15 protein-coding genes and 1 tRNA gene are annotated in these 16518 nt (G+C 69.8%); 6 read left to right on the top strand and 10 right to left on the bottom strand.

What is annotated here, in order from left to right; translation table 11 throughout:
- Positions 1-35: 35 nt before the first annotated feature.
- From CPY97_RS09170 to CPY97_RS09140, 7 genes are all read right to left on the bottom strand, one after another.
- On the bottom strand, positions 36-821 hold the full coding sequence (locus CPY97_RS09170) for a crotonase/enoyl-CoA hydratase family protein (RefSeq protein ID WP_096422108.1): 786 nt from the start codon (positions 819-821) through the stop codon (positions 36-38).
- Between the two features lie 87 nt (positions 822-908).
- Positions 909-1712, bottom strand: a complete 804-nt coding sequence (locus CPY97_RS09165; protein WP_096422106.1) for an arginase family protein — start codon at positions 1710-1712, stop codon at positions 909-911.
- Between the two features lie 4 nt (positions 1713-1716).
- Positions 1717-2850: a DUF418 domain-containing protein gene (locus tag CPY97_RS09160; RefSeq protein ID WP_096422104.1), complete on the bottom strand. Its 1134-nt coding sequence runs from the start codon at positions 2848-2850 to the stop codon at positions 1717-1719.
- The gene (locus tag CPY97_RS09155; protein ID WP_096422102.1) at positions 2847-3587 is read right to left on the bottom strand and encodes a PspA/IM30 family protein; all 741 of its coding nucleotides are present in this window, start codon (positions 3585-3587) and stop codon (positions 2847-2849) included. The genes CPY97_RS09160 and CPY97_RS09155 overlap by 4 nt, the downstream gene beginning before the upstream one ends.
- 103 nt (positions 3588-3690) lie before the next feature.
- Positions 3691-4506 carry a hypothetical protein gene (locus CPY97_RS09150; RefSeq protein ID WP_150129246.1) on the bottom strand — a complete coding sequence of 272 codons (816 nt, stop codon included), beginning with the start codon at positions 4504-4506 and terminating at the stop codon, positions 3691-3693.
- Positions 4499-5017: a sigma-70 family RNA polymerase sigma factor gene (locus CPY97_RS09145; RefSeq protein WP_231923899.1), complete on the bottom strand. Its 519-nt coding sequence runs from the start codon at positions 5015-5017 to the stop codon at positions 4499-4501. Before CPY97_RS09145 ends, CPY97_RS09150 begins: the two co-directional genes overlap by 8 nt.
- 131 nt (positions 5018-5148) lie before the next feature.
- On the bottom strand, positions 5149-7074 hold the full coding sequence (locus CPY97_RS09140; protein WP_096422098.1) for a phosphoenolpyruvate carboxykinase (GTP): 1926 nt from the start codon (positions 7072-7074) through the stop codon (positions 5149-5151).
- 136 nt (positions 7075-7210) lie between these two features.
- Between CPY97_RS09140 and CPY97_RS09135 the strand changes: the two genes are divergently transcribed.
- Complete coding sequence (locus CPY97_RS09135) at positions 7211-8644, top strand: helix-turn-helix domain-containing protein (RefSeq protein ID WP_096422096.1); 1434 nt, start codon at positions 7211-7213, stop codon at positions 8642-8644.
- 25 nt (positions 8645-8669) lie between these two features.
- On the opposite strand, the gene CPY97_RS09130 is transcribed toward CPY97_RS09135, so the two are convergent.
- Positions 8670-9857 (bottom strand): RimK family alpha-L-glutamate ligase, encoded by a 1188-nt coding sequence (locus tag CPY97_RS09130; protein WP_096422094.1) that lies wholly within the window; start codon positions 9855-9857, stop codon positions 8670-8672.
- A gap of 25 nt (positions 9858-9882) precedes the next feature.
- Here CPY97_RS09130 and CPY97_RS09125 point away from each other — a divergent pair, with 25 nt between their 5' ends.
- Complete coding sequence (locus CPY97_RS09125; RefSeq protein ID WP_096422092.1) at positions 9883-10359, top strand: ATP-dependent zinc protease; 477 nt, start codon at positions 9883-9885, stop codon at positions 10357-10359.
- A gap of 4 nt (positions 10360-10363) precedes the next feature.
- Here CPY97_RS09125 and CPY97_RS09120 read toward each other — a convergent pair.
- Positions 10364-10436: transfer RNA gene (locus CPY97_RS09120), tRNA-Arg, on the bottom strand.
- A 44-nt stretch (positions 10437-10480) separates the two neighbouring features.
- Positions 10481-11161 carry a hypothetical protein gene (locus tag CPY97_RS09115; RefSeq protein WP_150129245.1) on the bottom strand — a complete coding sequence of 227 codons (681 nt, stop codon included), beginning with the start codon at positions 11159-11161 and terminating at the stop codon, positions 10481-10483.
- A 64-nt stretch (positions 11162-11225) separates the two neighbouring features.
- Between CPY97_RS09115 and argS the strand changes: the two genes are divergently transcribed.
- The 4 genes from argS to CPY97_RS09095 all read left to right on the top strand — a co-directional run bounded on the left by argS (position 11226) and on the right by CPY97_RS09095 (position 16517).
- A complete protein-coding gene (gene argS, locus CPY97_RS09110) occupies positions 11226-12884 on the top strand; it encodes an arginine--tRNA ligase (protein WP_173826878.1) in 1659 nt (552 codons plus the stop codon).
- 4 nt (positions 12885-12888) lie between these two features.
- On the top strand, positions 12889-13653 hold the full coding sequence (locus CPY97_RS09105; protein ID WP_096422088.1) for a DUF2993 domain-containing protein: 765 nt from the start codon (positions 12889-12891) through the stop codon (positions 13651-13653).
- Between the two features lie 102 nt (positions 13654-13755).
- On the top strand, positions 13756-15201 hold the full coding sequence (gene lysA, locus CPY97_RS09100) for a diaminopimelate decarboxylase (RefSeq protein ID WP_096422086.1): 1446 nt from the start codon (positions 13756-13758) through the stop codon (positions 15199-15201).
- Positions 15198-16517, top strand: coding sequence for a homoserine dehydrogenase (locus tag CPY97_RS09095; RefSeq protein WP_096422084.1), 1320 nt, complete (start codon positions 15198-15200; stop codon positions 16515-16517). Before lysA ends, CPY97_RS09095 begins: the two co-directional genes overlap by 4 nt.
- Position 16518 lies beyond the last annotated feature (1 nt).

Raw genomic sequence — 16518 nt, 5'->3', positions numbered from 1 at the left:
TCTCCGTTCGGCGGGCGGTCACATGGCGCTCAGAGTCAGCGCCCGACGAACTGGGGCGTGGACCGGGTCATGAAGGCTTCCACGCCGATGCGGGCGTCTTCTGTCTGCATGAGGCGGACGAGTTCGCCAGGCAGGCGGGTCGCGGCGGCGGCCTCGCCCTCCGCGACGGCGAGGCGGGCGTTGGCGAGGGTCGCTTGCACGGCGAGCGGGGCCTGAGCGGCGATGGTCCGCGCGATCGCGGTGGCGCGCTCGAGTTGCGTGCCCGGTTCGACGACCTCCTGCACGATGCCGATGCGGTGCGCCTCGTGCGCGTCGAAGCGGTCGCCCGTGAGCATCCAGCGCATGGCGTTGCCCCAGCCGACCTGGGCGGCGAAGCGGGTCGTCGCGCCGCCGAACGGCAGGATCGCGCGGGCCACTTCCAGCTGCGCGAACACGGTGTCGGAGGCGGCGACGACGATGTCGCTCGCGAGCGCCAACTCGATGCCGAGGGTCAGGCAGGTGCCCTGCACGGCGAGCATGACGGGCTTCGAGACCCGAGTGCCGTCCATGCCCCACGGGTGAATACCGCCTTCGGGAACCATGTCGAGGCCGCTCGCTCCGATGCGCGGGGCGATGTCGGCGAGGTCGAGCCCTGAGGTGAAGTGCTCCCCGTGGGCGTAGACGACGCCCACGCGCAGCTCGGGGTCGCGGTCGAGTTCGCCGTACGCGAGGGCGAGCTCGCTGAGCAGCCGATGGTCGGCGGCGTTCATCTTCTCGGGGCGGTTCAGGCCGATGAGCAGCAGGTGGCCGTCGCGGTCGACGGTGACGCGGGGTTCAGACATGGCAGCAGGCTAGTGATCGGGATGCGCCGGACGCCGATTCCTGTGGCATTCGCTCAGCGGGCACGATGTCCGAACGCGCATTCATTGTCAGTCGGCGCTGAGCGCGGCGATGACGCGCAGGATCGTCGCGGACTCGTCGGCGAGCAGCTCGGGGTCGGCGTCGGCCGCGGGCGCGTACTCGGTGACGCCGGCTCCGCCGAGCGGAAGGGCCGCGCGAGCGTCACGCACCGCGCCGAGCAGCTCGTCGAGGCTCAACCCGAACGGCTCGGCAAAGCCCACACTCGCCATGATCGACGGATCGAGCACGTCAAGGTCGATGTGCACGTACAGCACGGCCGCGTCGCTTGCGCGCGCGGCGATGGCGGCGCCGACCATCTCGGCCGTCACGGTGTCAATGCCGAGCCTCTCGGCGGCGTCCGCCTCCGCGTCATCGAGCGCGCGCACACCGAGCATGACGACGTCCGCGGGAGCAACGAGGCCCGAATCGATCATGTCGCGCAGCACCATGCCGTGGTAGGCGCCGCTCGGGCTCGTCTCGGGAGTGTTGAGGTCGGCGTGCGCGTCAGCCCACAGCAACACGAGCCGGCCGCGTCGTGCTGCCCGCTCCACCCCGGCGAATTCGACGCCGCAGTCGCCGCCGATCACGACGGCAACCTCGCCGTCTTCGAGCCCCGCGAGGGACTTCTCGGTGCGTTCACGGGTGAGCCGAATCGAACTGAAACGGTGGATGCCCGTCCCTTCCGCATCTCCGGCTTCGAGCGGTACCTCCACGATGTCGGTCGCGCGACCCGGCAGGTCAGCCGCGATCGCCTCCGCACCCTGCTGAAGGCGCATGGCGCGCGCGGCACCCGACCCCTGCCACTGCGGAACGACCGTGAAGCGACGCATCATCCGCTCAGTCTGGCACTGAGGTGCGCCGAGCGGCGGAGCCGGCCACGAGCATCCCGACCTGCGCGAGCGCGTATTCGAGCGGGCCGCGCCGTCCGAGCCGCTCGGCGATAAGCGCGAGAGCGGCGCTTCCGACGAGGAGGGCGCCGAGCATCCACCAGCCGGCCGGGCTCTCGTACGCGCCGGCGGGGCCGATGCCGGCCACGCCCACAACGAGCGCGATGACGAGCACGTGCAGGGTGTAGATCGTCAGCGGCATGCGCCCGATCGCCGTGAGCGGAGCGAGCGCCACCCGCGAGAGCGCGGCGCCGCGGCCGCCGGTGTCGAGCAAGAGCAGGGCCGCGCCGATGATCGCGACGGCGAGTCCGCCCGAGCCGACCAGTTCTGCGGGGGTCACGGAGTGTGCCTCGGCGCTGACCCCGGGGATGAGCAGGCCGGCGCCGTAGCCGGCGAGGGCGGCGGTGAGCCCCGCGGTCACCATGACGAGTCGGGTCAGGGTCGACGACAGGTCGCTGCGCTGGGCGATGAGACCGGCGCAGAGCAGCGGAACCCACAGCAGGGCGGGGTAGTAGCCGGTGAGGAAGGCGTCGGCCAGCACCGACGCGGGGTTCTGTGCGAGGTCGAGCGCGCGGTCGACCGGGCTCGTCGCCGAGTAGAGCACGTACGGCGGCAGCGAGTCGGTCAGGCTCACGAGCAGCGGGCCGATCGCCAGCAGCGCCGCGGCCACGATCGCCAGCACCAAGCGGTTCGCGAACAACAGCGGCACCATCAGCAGGAACATCAGCCCGTAGGCGTCCAGGATGATGGCGATGTTCGTCGGCAGTGTCCAGAGCCAGAGGCCAAGCAGCATGAGCAGCAGCGCGCGAACACCGAGCGACGCCCGCGCGCGTCCCCGGATCACCCCGGTTCTCTCGGGGTGCTCGGCCGCGCGGGTGGGGGCGAGCAGGCCGAGAGAGAGGCCGGCCAGCACGGCGAACAGGATCGACGGCCGACCGTCGACCACCAGTTCGGCGTCCGTCGTGCGCGGAATGACGTGCGCCGCGATCATTCCGACGATGGCGAGCCCGCGCGCGGCGTCAACGCCGGGGAGCCGCAGCGGTCGAGCGCCCGGCACGCCTGCCGTCGCTCCGCCCAGCGTCACTGACCGTCGGTGAGCTGCGCGGGTCCGCCGCCCGCCTTCAGTGCGGCGAGGCGCGCCTCGATCTCGGTCTGGGTGCTGACGTCCTCGAGCGCCTCGAACTGCGCATCGAGCGTCGATGCGGCGAGCTCCTGGCGGCCGAGCACTCGCGCCTCCTCGCGGCGGATTTTCTCTTCGAAACGGCCCAGCTCGCTCGTCGGGTCCATGATGTCGATCGACTGCACGGCGTCCATGACCCGCGACTGCGCTTCGGCGATTTTTGCGCGCGCCACGAGCTCGTCGCGCTTGCCGCGCAACTGCTCGAGCTTCATCTTCATGCCCTCGAGGCCGCTCTTCAGCTGCTCGACGACGGCCGTCTGCGACTGGATCGTCGGCTGGGCGGCGCGGGCCTGATTCTCGCTCGCCAGCTGCTTGCCGAGCGCAACCTTCGCGAGATTGTCGAACTTGTCGGCGTCGGCCGCGTTGCCCGCAGCGCGGAACTCGTCGGCCTTCGCGCTCGCCGCGACCGCCTTACGGCCCCAGTCCTGCGCCGTCGCGACGTCTTCGGCGTAATCCTGCTCGAGCAGTCGCAGGTTGCCGATCGTCTGCGCGATCGCCGCCTCCGCCTCCTGGATGCTCGCGGTGTAGTCCCGCACCATCTGGTCGAGCATCTTTTGCGGGTCTTCGGCCTGGTCGATCAGGGCGTTGATGTTCGCCTTCGCGAGCTGCGCGATGCGACCGAAGATGGACTGCTTCGTCATGGGGGGCCTTTCGTGAGGGTCCTGGCGCGCGCACCGTCGTCGCGCGGGCGGCGGAAGCGATTCTTCCACCGCGCGCGCCCGCGCGTCGAGGATTCGCCCGTCTCTAGGGAAGAACCAGGGATGCTCGCGGCGAGATCACGACGACCGGATCGCTGATCGGCTCGCCGTCGTCGGTCTGCCGCACGTCGAGCGCGGCCACAACCTCGTACGCGCCCGGGCCTGGGAGCGGGGATCCACCGCGGATGCTCGCCTCCGGGTCGGTGCCACCGCAGTCGACGAGTTCGAGCGCCCCCGTGTACTCGAGCGACTCGCCGGGGTCGAGCGTCGGCACGAGCGCGGCGGCCTCCATCCCGACCGTCGACCAGATCACCTCGCCGTCGCGGGCGAGCCCAACGACGAGGTGCGTGGCGGTCAGAAGCTCGAGGCGTTCGGAGGAGACGTTGGTGAGGGTGCCGGTGACGGTCAGTTCGCCGTCTCTGGCTGAACTCCCGTCGAGCGGAGCGAGCTCGAGACGGAGCCGATCGTCGCCGGAGTGTCCCACCGGGGGGAGTGGCTCGCCGCAGCGGACCACGTCCCACACGGTCTCGCCGTCGGCCCCGCCGAGGTCCCCGTCCACCTCGTCTCCGCCGTCGGGGCTGGCAAACGGCTCTGCCGCGCCGCCGGAGGTGTCGTCGTCGCGGACACTCTCGCTCGCCGAGAACTCGCCTGCGCCGCCAAGGAGGCCGGGCATCCCGGCGATCGCGACGCCGCCGAACCCGGCGACGAACGCGACCGCGGCCGCGCCCAGCCCCAGCTGGGCGGGCAGTCGGCGGCGACGCGCGCCGCGCGCGATCGCGGCCGCATCGAGCGGGATTCCGGGGCCGGAGGCGTCCTGCGCGTCGGCGCGCAGCATCCGTTCGATTCGTTCGTGGTCAGACATGGGGCAGCTCCCTTCGAGCGTCGTCGAGAGCAGCAGCGAGCTTCGCGAGGCCGTCGCTCAAGTAGCGCTTGACGGCTCCCGAGCTGATGCCGAGGGTGCGGGCGATGTCGTCCACCATGAGATCGCCGTAGTAGCGATGCACGACGCAGGCGCGTTCGCGAGGGCTCAGCCGGTCGAGGTGACCGCGCATGTCGAGCCGCTCGTCGCTCGCGCCGCCGGCCGCGGGAACCGCGTCGTCGGTGACGAGCAGGTGCGCCCGCTGTCGAAAACGGGTCGCCTTGCGTCCCGCATCGACGTACGCGCTCGCGATCGCTTTGCGCACGTAGCTTTCCGCCGTCTCGACGTCGAAGCCATTGCGTAGCCGGCCGAAGGTCTTCTCCAGCGCGGTCTGCACGAGGTCGGCCGCGTCGTCGCGGTTGCCGCACAGCATGACGGCATACCGCGTGAGCGCGTCGCCCCGCAGGGCAACGAGCTCGGTGAGAACGGCCTCCCAGCCCGCCGTGCGCGCCACTCGCCTCCCTCCACCGTGCGTGTCGCGTGAGTGTTGCTCTCACCGTGTCAGACGAACGGGCGATGCGAAACGTTGGGGGCGGCCCGCCGCGAACTTCGCGACGGGCCGCCCCCGTGTGCTGTGTGTGCCGGCTACGCGGTGCCCGCCTCCGCCTCGCGCTGGGCACGCACCCGCGAGCGCAGGTGGCTCAGTTGGTGTCGCAGCTCGGCGGGCAACTTGTCGCCGAAAGTCTGGAAGAAGTGCTCCACGTCGTCGGCCTCGGCCTCAAGCTCGTCGGTGTCCATCCGGAACAGCTCAGTGAGGTCCTCTTCGGGAAGGTCGAGCCCCGCAACGTTGAGCTCGCCCTGACGGGGGATGCCGCCGAGCGGGGTCTCGTCGATGCACGCCTCACTCTCGAGGCGGGCGACCATCCACTCGATGACGCGGCCGTTCTCGCCGAATCCGGGCCACAGGAACTTTCCTTCGGGGCTCTTGCGGAACCAGTTCACCTGGAACACGCGCGGCACCCGGGCCGAGCGGCGCAGGCGCTTACCGAAGTCGAGCCAGTGGGCGAAGTAGTCGGCCATGTTGTAACCGGCAAACGGCAGCATCGCGAACGGGTCGCGGCGCAGCTGCCCGACTGTGCCCTCGGCGGCCGCCGTCTGCTCTGACGAGATCGTGGCGCCCATGAAGACACCGTGATCCCAGTCGCGCGCCTCTACCACCAAGGGTGCGAGAGCACGTCGGCGGCCGCCGAAGATGATGGCGTCGATGACGACGCCCTCCGGGTCGTCCCAGGTGTCCGCGATGGACGGCGCCTGGTGAGCGGCCACGGTGAAACGAGAGTTCGGATGCGCGGCAGGGCGACCAGAATCGGGCGTCCACTCTTCTCCGCGCCAGTCGATGAGACGCGCCGGGGGCGTGTCCGTCAGTCCCTCCCACCAGACGTCGCCGTCCTCGCGAAGCGCCACGTTCGTGAAGATCGTGTTGCCCCAGAGGGTGTCGACGGCTGTGCGGTTGGTGGAGATTCCGGTGCCGGGGGCGACGCCGAAGAAGCCGGCCTCGGGGTTGATGGCGCGCAGGCGACCGTCCTTCCCGATGTGCAGCCAGGCGATGTCGTCGCCGATCGTCTCTACCGTCCAGCCCGGAGTGGTCGGGGTGAGCATCGCGAGGTTCGTCTTGCCGCACGCACTCGGGAACGCCGCAGCCATGTGGTATTTCTTCCCCGCGGGCGACGTCACCTTGATGAGCAGCATGTGCTCCGCGAGCCAGCCCTCGTCGCGGGCCATCACCGAGGCAATGCGCAGGGCAAAAGCCTTCTTCGCGAGGATGGCGTTGCCGCCGTAGGCCGAGCCGTACGACCAAATTTCGCGTTCTTTCGGGAAGTGCGCGATGTACTTCGTCTCGTTGCAGGGCCACGGCACGTCCTTCTGGCCGTTGTTGAGCGGGGCGCCGACGGAGTGCACGGCGGGAACCCAGGACTGGCCGCGGACGATCTGAGCGAGCGCTGCCGAGCCCAAGCGGGTCATGGTGCCCATCGAGACCACGACGTAGGGCGAGTCAGTGAGCTGCACGCCGTAGCGTGTCATCGATGACCCGATCGGCCCCATCGCGAACGGCACGACGTAGAGGGTGCGGCCGCGCATGCTGCCCGTAAACAGCGGCTCGAGCTCAGCGCGCATCTGCTCGGGTGCCATCCAGTTGTTGGTGGGGCCGGCATCCTCTTCTCGCTCGGAGCAGATGAAGGTGCGCTCCTCGACCCGTGCGACGTCGCGCTCGTCGGAGCGCGCGAGGAATGAGTAGGGACGGATGTCGGGGTTCAGCTGAGTGAGGGTGCCGGCGGCGACGAGCTGCTGCAGCAGTGCGTGCCGCTCGCGGGTGCTGCCGTCGACCCAGTGGATCTGGTCCGGGGTGGTGAGGCGCGCAATCCGCTCGACGAAGGCGACGACGTCGGCCGGCCGGTCGGCCTCCAGCACGACGGGCGCGCTCGACGGGGAGTTCGCTGCGGTCGTGATCTCTGGGCGAGCGTCGGGCGTGCGGTGCGGGGCCGTCGTGCGCGGGCGGTCGAGCAGCGTCATGGGAGCGTCTCCTTCGGTGCGTTCGTGCCGGATCGGGCGGCCTGTCGTGGCGTGTTTCCACTTTTGCCGATATCCGGGCGCCATTTGAGGCAGATCACGTGGAAAGAATCGCGTTTCTTTCGCTAGAGTGAAGTGCATGGGTGATCTTGTGACGCTGGGGCAGCGCATCCGGCATTTCCGACAGGAAGCCGGCCTCACGCTCGATCAGGTCGGTGAACAGGTGGGCACGGCCGCGAGTCAGCTGTCCCTCATCGAGAACGGGCGACGCGAGCCGCGCGTCACGCTTCTCGGCGAGATCGCGAAGGCCCTCGGTGTCACCGTTCCCGATCTGCTCGACGAGACGCCGCCGTCGCCGCGGGCCGCCCTCGAGATTGAGCTTGACCGGCTGCAGCGCTCGGCGCTGTACGCGCGGCTGGGGCTTCCGCCCGTGCGACCGGGGCGCACCCTCGGCGACGACGTGCTCGAAGCTCTCGTCGGGCTGCACCGCGAGCTGGTCGACCGAGAGCGGCGCAGCATCGCCACCCCGGAGGAGGCGCGGCGCGCGAACACCGAGCTGCGTCACCGCATGCGCGAGAAGAACAACTACCTGCCCGACCTCGAAGAGCTCGCCGAAAACCTCGTGCGCTCCTCCGGGCATGTGAGCGGCGCCATCACCCACCGCGAGGTCGGCCTCATGGCGAAGCGGCTCGGCTTCGAGCTGGTGTACGCGAACGACCTGCCGCGCTCGGCGCGCAGCATCACCGACCTCGAAAACGGTCGCATCTACTTGCCCCCGGCCTCGATCCCCGGCGGGCACGGTCTGCGTTCGATGGCGCTGCAGGCGATGGCACACCGGATGCTCGGCCACGAGGTGCCCGAAACATACGCCGACTTCTTGCACCAGCGGCTCGAGATCAACTACTTCGCGGCGGCGTGCCTCATGCCGCTCACCCAGTCGGTCGCCTTCCTGCAGCAGGCCAAGAGCGACCGCAACATCGCGGTCGAAGATTTCCGCGACGCGTTCGGCGTCACCCACGAGGCGGCGGCGCTGCGCTTTACGAACCTCGCCACGAGCCACCTCGACCTACAGCTGCACTTTCTGCGGGTCGGCGATGACGGCGCCGTCTACAAGGCGTACGAGAACGACGGGCTGCGGCTGCCCGTCGACGTCACCGGCTCCACCGAAGGGCAGCCGGTCTGCCGCAAGTGGAGTGCGCGCGTCGCCTTCACCCGCACCAACCGCACGACCGAGTTCTACCAGTACACCGACACCCCCGAAGGCACGTTCTGGGAGTCGACGCAGACCGGCACCGGAACAGGCAGCGAATTCTCGATCACGGTGGGCGTGCCGTTTGCCCAGGCGAAGTGGTTCCGCGGCCGCGAGACGACGCAGCGCCAGGTGTCGACGTGCCCCGACCCCGCGTGCTGCACACTGCCCGACAACGAGTTAACGGGCCGTTGGGGCGGCAAAGTGTGGACGAGCGCCCGCCTGCACGCGCACATCCTCTCGCCGCTGCCGAGCGGAACATTCCCCGGCGTCGATGACCAGGAGGTCTACCGCTTCCTCGAGCAGCACGCCAGCGACGACTGAACGGACGCGACGCGGATGCTCGGGGCTAGTTCTCGAGGCGCGCTTGCTTCGGAAGGCGCCGCACTTTTGCTCTGCGCCGGCGCGTCGGAATCATCGAGCGCATCTCGTCCATCTTGCCGAAACACAGCAGTCGATCTTCGGCCTCGAGCACCTGGCTGCGCTTCGGGTTCGGGATCACGCTGATCCCGCGATTGATCGTGAGCACCGTGATGTCGCGCTCGAGCAGGCCCGAGTCGCCGAGGCTCTTGCCGACGATGTCGGCGCCCGCGTGCACGTGCAGCTCGGCGACGCCGTAGCCCGTCGACACGCTCAGCCGCTGGCGCACGTCGATGTCGGGGAAGGCGACCTCGCCCGAGATGTAGTCGATGATGGCGCCCGCGACATCCAACTTCGTCGCCGCTTCGATTCCCTGGAGTCCCGGCGAGGAATTGACCTCCATCACGAGAGGGCCATCGTTGCCCTCGAGCATGTCGACGCCGGCGACGCGCAGTCCCATGATCTGGGCACTGCGCACGGCGGCGCGCTCATACTCAGGGCTGAGCTCGACGGCCTCGACGCTGCCGCCGCGGTGCACGTTCGAGCGGAACTCGTCGCCCGCCGCCGTACGACGCATCGCCGCGACTACGCGGTCGCCGATGACGAGCGCTCGGATGTCGCGGCCCCGACTCTCCGAGATGAAGCTCTGAATCAGCACGTTCTGGTTTGTTGAGTGCAGCGTCTCGATGATCGCCTCGGCGACCTTCACCTGGGGGGCGAGAATCACGCCGATCCCCTGGGTGCCCTCCAGCAGCTTGATGACGACCGGGGCGCCACCCACTCGCTCGATCGCGGGGCGCACGTCCGCGCGGTTGCGCACGAAAGCGGTGGCGGGCATCCCGATGTTGTGTCGAGACAGAATCTGCGTCGCCCGCAGCTTGTCGCGGGCGTTCATGATGCCGTTGGCGGTGTTCGGCGTGTAGACGTCCATCTGCTCGAACTGCCGCACGACGGCCGTGCCGAAGTACGTGATGGAGCTGCCGATGCGGGGGAGCACGGCGTCGTAGCTCGACAAAGGCTTCCCCCGAAACTGCAGGTCGGGTTCATCGCTCGAGAGATCGATCGCGAACTTCAGCGTGTTCAACACCTTCACGTCGTGGCCCCGGTCGAGCGCGGCGGCCCGCAGTCGCTGCGTCGAGTAGGCGTGCGGCGCACGGGAGAGGATGGCGAGTTTCACGGTTCCGTCCTGACATGATGGCGAGGTGGCCAGAGCGACCCATTCAAGCATCCCGGCGGGGTGGCGCGAGTGGGTTTGCTTGCCCGAGGTGCCCGTGCCGTGGATCAAGGCGAAGCTCGACACCGGCGCCCGCACCTCATCACTGCACGTGTTCCGCTGCGAGGAGTTCACCCGCGACGGCGCCGACTGGGTGCGCTTCGACGTGCATCCCTGGCAAGAGTCGCGCGACGACTCCGTGACGGTTGAGCTGCCCGTGCACGACCGGCGGCGCGTGCGCTCGTCGTCGGGGCACGCGGAGGAGCGCATCGTGGTGCTCATGACGATTCGGATGCTCGAGCGCACGTTCGCGGCGGAGGTCACGCTCACCAACCGCGACGCAATGGGCTTCCGCATGCTGATCGGGCGCCAGGCCCTGCGCCAGGGCTTCACGGTCGACTCGGCCCGCTCGTACCTCGGCGGCAAGGCGCCGAAGCCGGTGCGCCGCGCCAACCGCGGCAGGTAACTCGCGCCCCCGACAGGATTCGAACCTGCGACCCTCAGTACCGGAAACTGATGCTCTATCCCCTGAGCTACGGAGGCGTGGTTCAGCCTAGCGGGTCACGGGGGTACGTCTGGCCACCCGCCTATGGCAGGTTGCGGCGGATTGCCTCGAGCAGGGGAGCGACGTCGGCGGGCTCGAGGAAGGCGCTCGACTCGGCCGTGATCCAGTACGACCCGGTGAAGGCCTCGACGACGCCGAGCCCCGCTTCGGTTCGGTAGTACCCCTCCATGCCGAGCCCGCGTGTCGTTCCGCCCGCCGATGCGGCGGCGGACTTCACGCGTTGCAGGTTCGCGCTGTCGAAGCGCGCGACACCGATCGAGTAGGTCTGCGTGCTCGTCTGGTTGAGCCAGCCGCAGGCGGTGCCCGAGAGTTCGACGGCGCGGGCGGGGCCGCTGCCGGCGCGCACCCGGTAGCCGGGGTCGGCGCCGATGTTCGGGTTGTAGTCGTAGACGTCTTGCGGGGTGAGCAGCCGGTCACAGGCAATCTGCAGGCGAATGCCGGTGAGCGCCGTCGGGGTCGCCGTGGGAGACGGGCTGGGGGAGGCCGTGCGCGACGGCGTGGGGCTTGCTGTGGCGTCGGGTTCGTCGGGCCCGTCCGCGTCGTCGGGTTCAGGGCTCGCGCTCGGTGCCGCGCTCGGGCTCGCCGACGGCGGGATGCTCGCGCTCGGTTCCGGCGCGGCCCCCGGCTCGTCCGCCGCGCACCCCGCGATGAGCGCGACCGTGATGATGGCCGCAGCCACGTGCATCCCCCTGACCCCCGTCATGCCGCCCATTCTGGCCCCGATCGCGGCGCGGTGGGTCGAGGCGCGCCCGATAGGATCGTCCACCGTGGAACCCGCTCAGCTCGCCGAATCCCTGCTCGCCGTCGTCACCTCGGCGCTCGAGCGACGCGGGGTGGATGCGGCGAGTGTGACGCTCGACGACATCGCTCTCGAGCGGCCCCGCAACCGCGATCACGGTGACTGGGCGACGAGTGTCGCGCTGAAGCTCGCGAAGCGCGTCGGGGTGCCCCCGCGCGAGCTCGCTGCCGACCTGCAGTCGGGCCTCGCGGGTGTCGACGGAATCGCGTCAGTCGAGATCGCCGGCCCCGGCTTCTTGAACATTCGCCTCGACGCCGCCGCGGCGGGTTCACTCGTCTCGACGATCCTCGAGCAGGGCGAGCGTTATGGGACGAGCGAGACGCTCGCCGGCCAGTCGATCAACCTCGAATTCGTGTCGGCAAACCCGACCGGGCCGATCCACCTCGGCGGCACGCGTTGGGCGGCGGTGGGAGACTCGCTCGCCCGCATCCTGGGTCACGCCGGCGCCGCGGTGACCCGCGAGTATTACTTCAACGACCACGGCGCTCAGATCGACCGTTTCGCGCGGAGCCTCGCGGCGGCGGATGCGGGCGAGCCGGCTCCGGAGGACGGTTACGGGGGTGCCTACATCGGCGACATCGCGCGGCGCGTCCGCAGCGTGCGCCCGGACGTCGCCGATGCGGTCGGCGCGGAGCGGCAAGAGATCTTCCGGGCGGTCGGCGTCGAGCTGATGTTCGAGGACATCAAGAAGAGCCTCGCGGACTTCGGTGTGCACTTCGATGTGTACTTCCACGAGAACTCTCTGCACGAGGGCGGTGCCGTGGAGCGCGCGGTCGCGCGTCTCCGCGAGCTCGGGCACGTGTTCGACGCCGACGGCGCCGTCTGGCTGCGCAGCACCGAATTCGGGGACGACAAGGACCGGGTGATCATCAAGTCCGACGGGGCGCCCGCCTACATCTCCGGAGACCTCGCGTACTACCTGAACAAGCGCGAACGCGGCTTCGACCGATGCATCATCATGCTCGGCGCCGACCACCACGGGTACGTGCAGCGCCTGATGGCGATGTGCGCCGCTTTCGGCGACGAGCCGGGCGTCAACCTGCAGATCATGATCGGCCAAATGGTGAACCTCGTGAAGGACGGTCGGCCGGTTCGCATGTCGAAGCGCGCCGGCACGGTCGTCACGCTCGAGGACCTGGTCGATTCCGTCGGAGTGGACGCGGCCCGATACGCGCTCGTGCGCTCGTCGAGCGACTCGAACGTCGACATCGACCTCGACGTTCTGCAGAAGCGCAGCAACGACAACCCGGTGTTCTACGTGCAGTACGCCCACGCTCGCACCCACCAGGTCGCGCGCAACGCCGCCCAGTCGGGCGTCGAGCGCGTCGACTTCGACGCCGCGACCCTGACCGACGAGACCGAAAGCGTGCTGATCGGGGTGCTCGCGGAGTTCCCGCGCGTCGTCGCACAGTCAGCAGAGCTGCGCGAACCCCACCGGGTCGCCCGCTACCTCGAGCAGCTCGCGGCGGCGTACCACAGGTGGTATGACACCTGCCGGGTCACGCCGCAGGGCGACGACCCGATCGAGTCTGTCCACCGGGCGCGCCTGCACTTGAGCGACGCCACCGGCCAGGTGCTGCGCACGGGTCTTGACCTGATCGGCGTGTCCGCCCCCGAGCGGATGTAGCGCGGTGTCGCGGCGCGCGAAAGCCCTCATCGGCGGCCTGGTCGCCGTCGTCGTCCTCGGTGTGCTGCTCGTTGCTGCCGAACTCGTCGCCCGCTCGATCGTCGCCGACCGCGTCGACGCAGAACTTCGGCAAGCCTTTGCGCTCGACGCCGACGACCCACTCACGGCCTCTGTCGATGGTCCGATCGTTCTCCTGCAGCTCGCTCAGGGGCGCCTCGACCGCGTGCGCGCCGAGATTCCCGGGGTGGGGGCAGGCAGCATCAGGGCCGACGTGGAGCTCATCGCGGAGGGTGTGGCGCTCGACGCACGCCAGCCGAGCGACCGCGTCGAGGCGACCGTCCGCATCGCCGAGAGCGACGTGTCGCGCCTGCTCGGAGCCCTCGGTCAGGCGGTCGTGCGCGACATCCAGTTGGTCGACGGCGAGGTGGTGCTCGTGACCGGCTTCGACGTCTTCGGTCTCGGCTTCGAGCTGGCAGCCGGCGTCGCGCCGTCGATCGAGCGCGGCATCGTGTCGCTCGCGCCGTCCAGCCTCGCCCTGAACGGTGCCCGTGTCGAACTCGCCGAGCTGCGCGGCCAGTTCGGCGGGTTCATCGACCCCATCGTCGACCCGCTGCTCGCTCCCCGCGACATCTGCATCGCCGAGGCGCTCCCCGTCGGGCTGACCGAGCAGCGCGTCGACGTTCTCGACCGCGAACTCGTCGTGATCGTGTCGGGCGAGAATGTGGCGCTCGGCGGCGACGACCTCGTCGAACGCGGCAGCTGCCCCTGAGGTGCGCCGAGTCGGCATACGAGGCTCGGTAGACTCAGGCGACGGCCCCGGCGATCCCGGTGAGACCGCGCTCACTCCGCATCGACCCCCCTGAGGTTCTTCGTGTCTGCCCACCCGCTCGCCCCCGCCTGGCTCGAGCGCCCCGCCGACGGCAATGCGCTGGCGCCGCAGCTGTGGCCGGCGAGTGCGCGGCGCGGCGGGGAACGCGGAGAACTCGAGATCGGCGGCGTGCGCGCCAGTCGGCTGGCCGCCGACTACGGCACCCCTCTCTACGTGATCGACGAGACGGATGCTCGCGCGCGCGCCCGCCGGATCCGTCGCGCTCTCGAGACGGCCACCGCCCGCGCCGGCACCTCTGGTGTCGTCTACTACGCGGGTAAGGCGTTTCTCTCGACCGCCGTTGCCCAGTGGATGGCCGGTGAAGGCCTCAACATCGATACGGCGAGCGGCGGCGAACTCGCCGTGGCGCTCGCCGGGGGCATCGACCCGGCTCGCATCGGGCTGCACGGCAACAACAAGTCGGACCGCGAGCTCGAGAAGGCGGTCGGCGCCGGCGTCGGGGCGATCGTGATCGACGCTGTCGAGGAGATCGACCGTGTCGCCGAGGTCGCGAGACGCCACGGCCGCGTGCAGCCCGTTCGCCTGCGCATCAACTCGGGAGTTCACGCGCACACCCACGAGTACCTGGCGACCGCGCGCGAAGACCAGAAGTTCGGCGTGCCGCTGACGCAGGCAGACAGTGCGGTCGCGCGTATCCGCGAGCACGCGGGGGTTCTCGAGTTTCTCGGGCTGCACTCACACATCGGCTCGCAGATTCTCGTTGCCGACGGTTTCCTCGAGGCGGCTCGGCGACTGCTCAGCGTGCACGCTCGGCTGCTCGAGCACGGGCCCGTTCCGCAGGTGAACCTCGGCGGCGGATTCGGCATCGCCTACACGGCCGCGGACGAGCCGGCCAACATCGAGGAACTGCTGAGCCGGCTCGTCGACACGATTGCGGAGGTCTGCGCAGAGCTGCGAATACCCGTCCCCGCGATCGCGATTGAGCCAGGACGCAGCATCATCGGGCCAGCGGGCGTGACCCTCTACGAAGTGGGCGCCATCAAAGACGTCGAGGTGCTGACCAACGCGGGTGAACTCGCGGTGCGCCGCTACGTCAGCGTCGACGGGGGCATGAGCGACAACGCCCGCCCCGCCCTGTACGGAGCCGACTACGCCGTTCGGCTCGCGTCGCGCGCCTCCGACGTCGACCCCGTACTCGTGCGCATCGCCGGCAAGCACTGCGAGAGCGGAGACATCGTGGTCGATGCCGACTATCTGCCGGGCGACGTGCGCCGCGGTGACCTTGTTGCCGTGCCTGCCACGGGGGCGTACTGCTTTTCGCTGTCCAGCAGCTACAACTACCTCACCCGGCCGGCCGTCGTCGCCGTTGCCCGGGGCGAGGCCCGCCTCATCGTGCGGGCTGAGTCCGTCGCCGAACTGTTGCGTCGTGACGTCGGCGCCACCGAAGCCACCGAAGTTCTCCGATCAGAAGGGTCCCGCTACTCGTGATCTCGTACCGCAACCTTCGCGTCGCCGTCCTCGGAGCCGGCAGCGTCGGCTCCCAGGTCGCCGACCAGCTGCTCACGCACGGCCCCGAACTGTCCTCCCGCATCGGCGCGGGCCTCGAGCTCGTCGGTGTCGCCGTGCGCGACCTCGACGCACCGCGTGACACCGCGATCCCTCGCGAGCTGCTCACCACCGACGCCGAATCGCTCGTGGTCGGCGCTGACGTGGTCATTGAGCTCATGGGTGGGCTGGAGCCCGCGCGCACCCTCATTCTGAAGGCGCTGAATGCCGGCGCCGACGTCATCACCGCGAACAAGGCGCTCTTGGCGACCCACGGCCCCGAGCTGTTCGACGCGGCCGCCCAGGTGGGCGCGCAGCTCTACTACGAGGCGGCCGTCGGCGGCGCCATTCCGATCATTCGGCCGCTGCGTGATTCGCTCGCCGGTGACCGGGTCACGCGCATCCTCGGCATTGTCAACGGCACCACGAACTTCATCCTCGACCGCATGGACACGGTCGGCGAAAGCCTGGAGGAGGCGCTCGCCACCGCCACGGAGCTCGGCTACGCCGAGGCCGACCCGACCGCCGACATCGAGGGCTACGACGCGGCGCAGAAGGCGGCGATCCTCGCGAGCCTCGCCTTCCACACACGCGTGCCGCTCGAATCGGTGCACCGCGAGGGCATCACGAGCATCAGCCACGAGCAGGTCGTCGCCGCCCGTAAGGCTGGCTACGTCGTGAAGTTGCTCGCCATCTGCGACCGCGTGGACGGCGAGAACGGGGGAGTCTCGGCGCGCGTGCATCCCGCCCTCGTCCCCGTTGACCACCCGCTCGCGGCCGTCCACGGCGCCAACAACGCCGTCTTCGTCGAGGCCGAGGCCGCCGGGCCGTTGATGTTCTACGGAGCCGGAGCGGGCGGAATTCAGACCGCATCCGCCGTACTCGGTGATGTCGTCTCCGCCGCCCGCCGCCACGTCGTCGGGGGCCCCGGCGTAGCCGAGTCCCAGCACGCGAACCTCCCCGTGCTGCCGATCAGCGCCGTGACCACCCGCTACCAGATCACCCTCGAGGTGGCCGACCGCGCCGGCGTTCTCGCCGCGATCGCGGGCATCTTCCAAGAACACGGCGTGTCTGTCGAGACCCTTGAGCAGACCGTCATCCCCGCCGGAGCCGGGTACGCGGGCGACCAGCCCGCCGCTACCCTGGTGATCGGCACCCATGAGGCGTCCGAGGCCGACCTGGCCGCGACCGTGGCGTCACTGACCGGCAACGACGTCGTCCACTCTGTGACGAGCGTGCTGCGAGTAGAAGGACTGTAAT

The organism is Microcella alkaliphila, assembly GCF_002355395.1.
In the GTDB taxonomy this organism is placed as follows: domain Bacteria; phylum Actinomycetota; class Actinomycetes; order Actinomycetales; family Microbacteriaceae; genus Microcella; species Microcella alkaliphila_A.
Note: the sequence above shows the minus strand (reverse complement) of the source record. Positions and strands in the feature narration are given on the sequence as shown.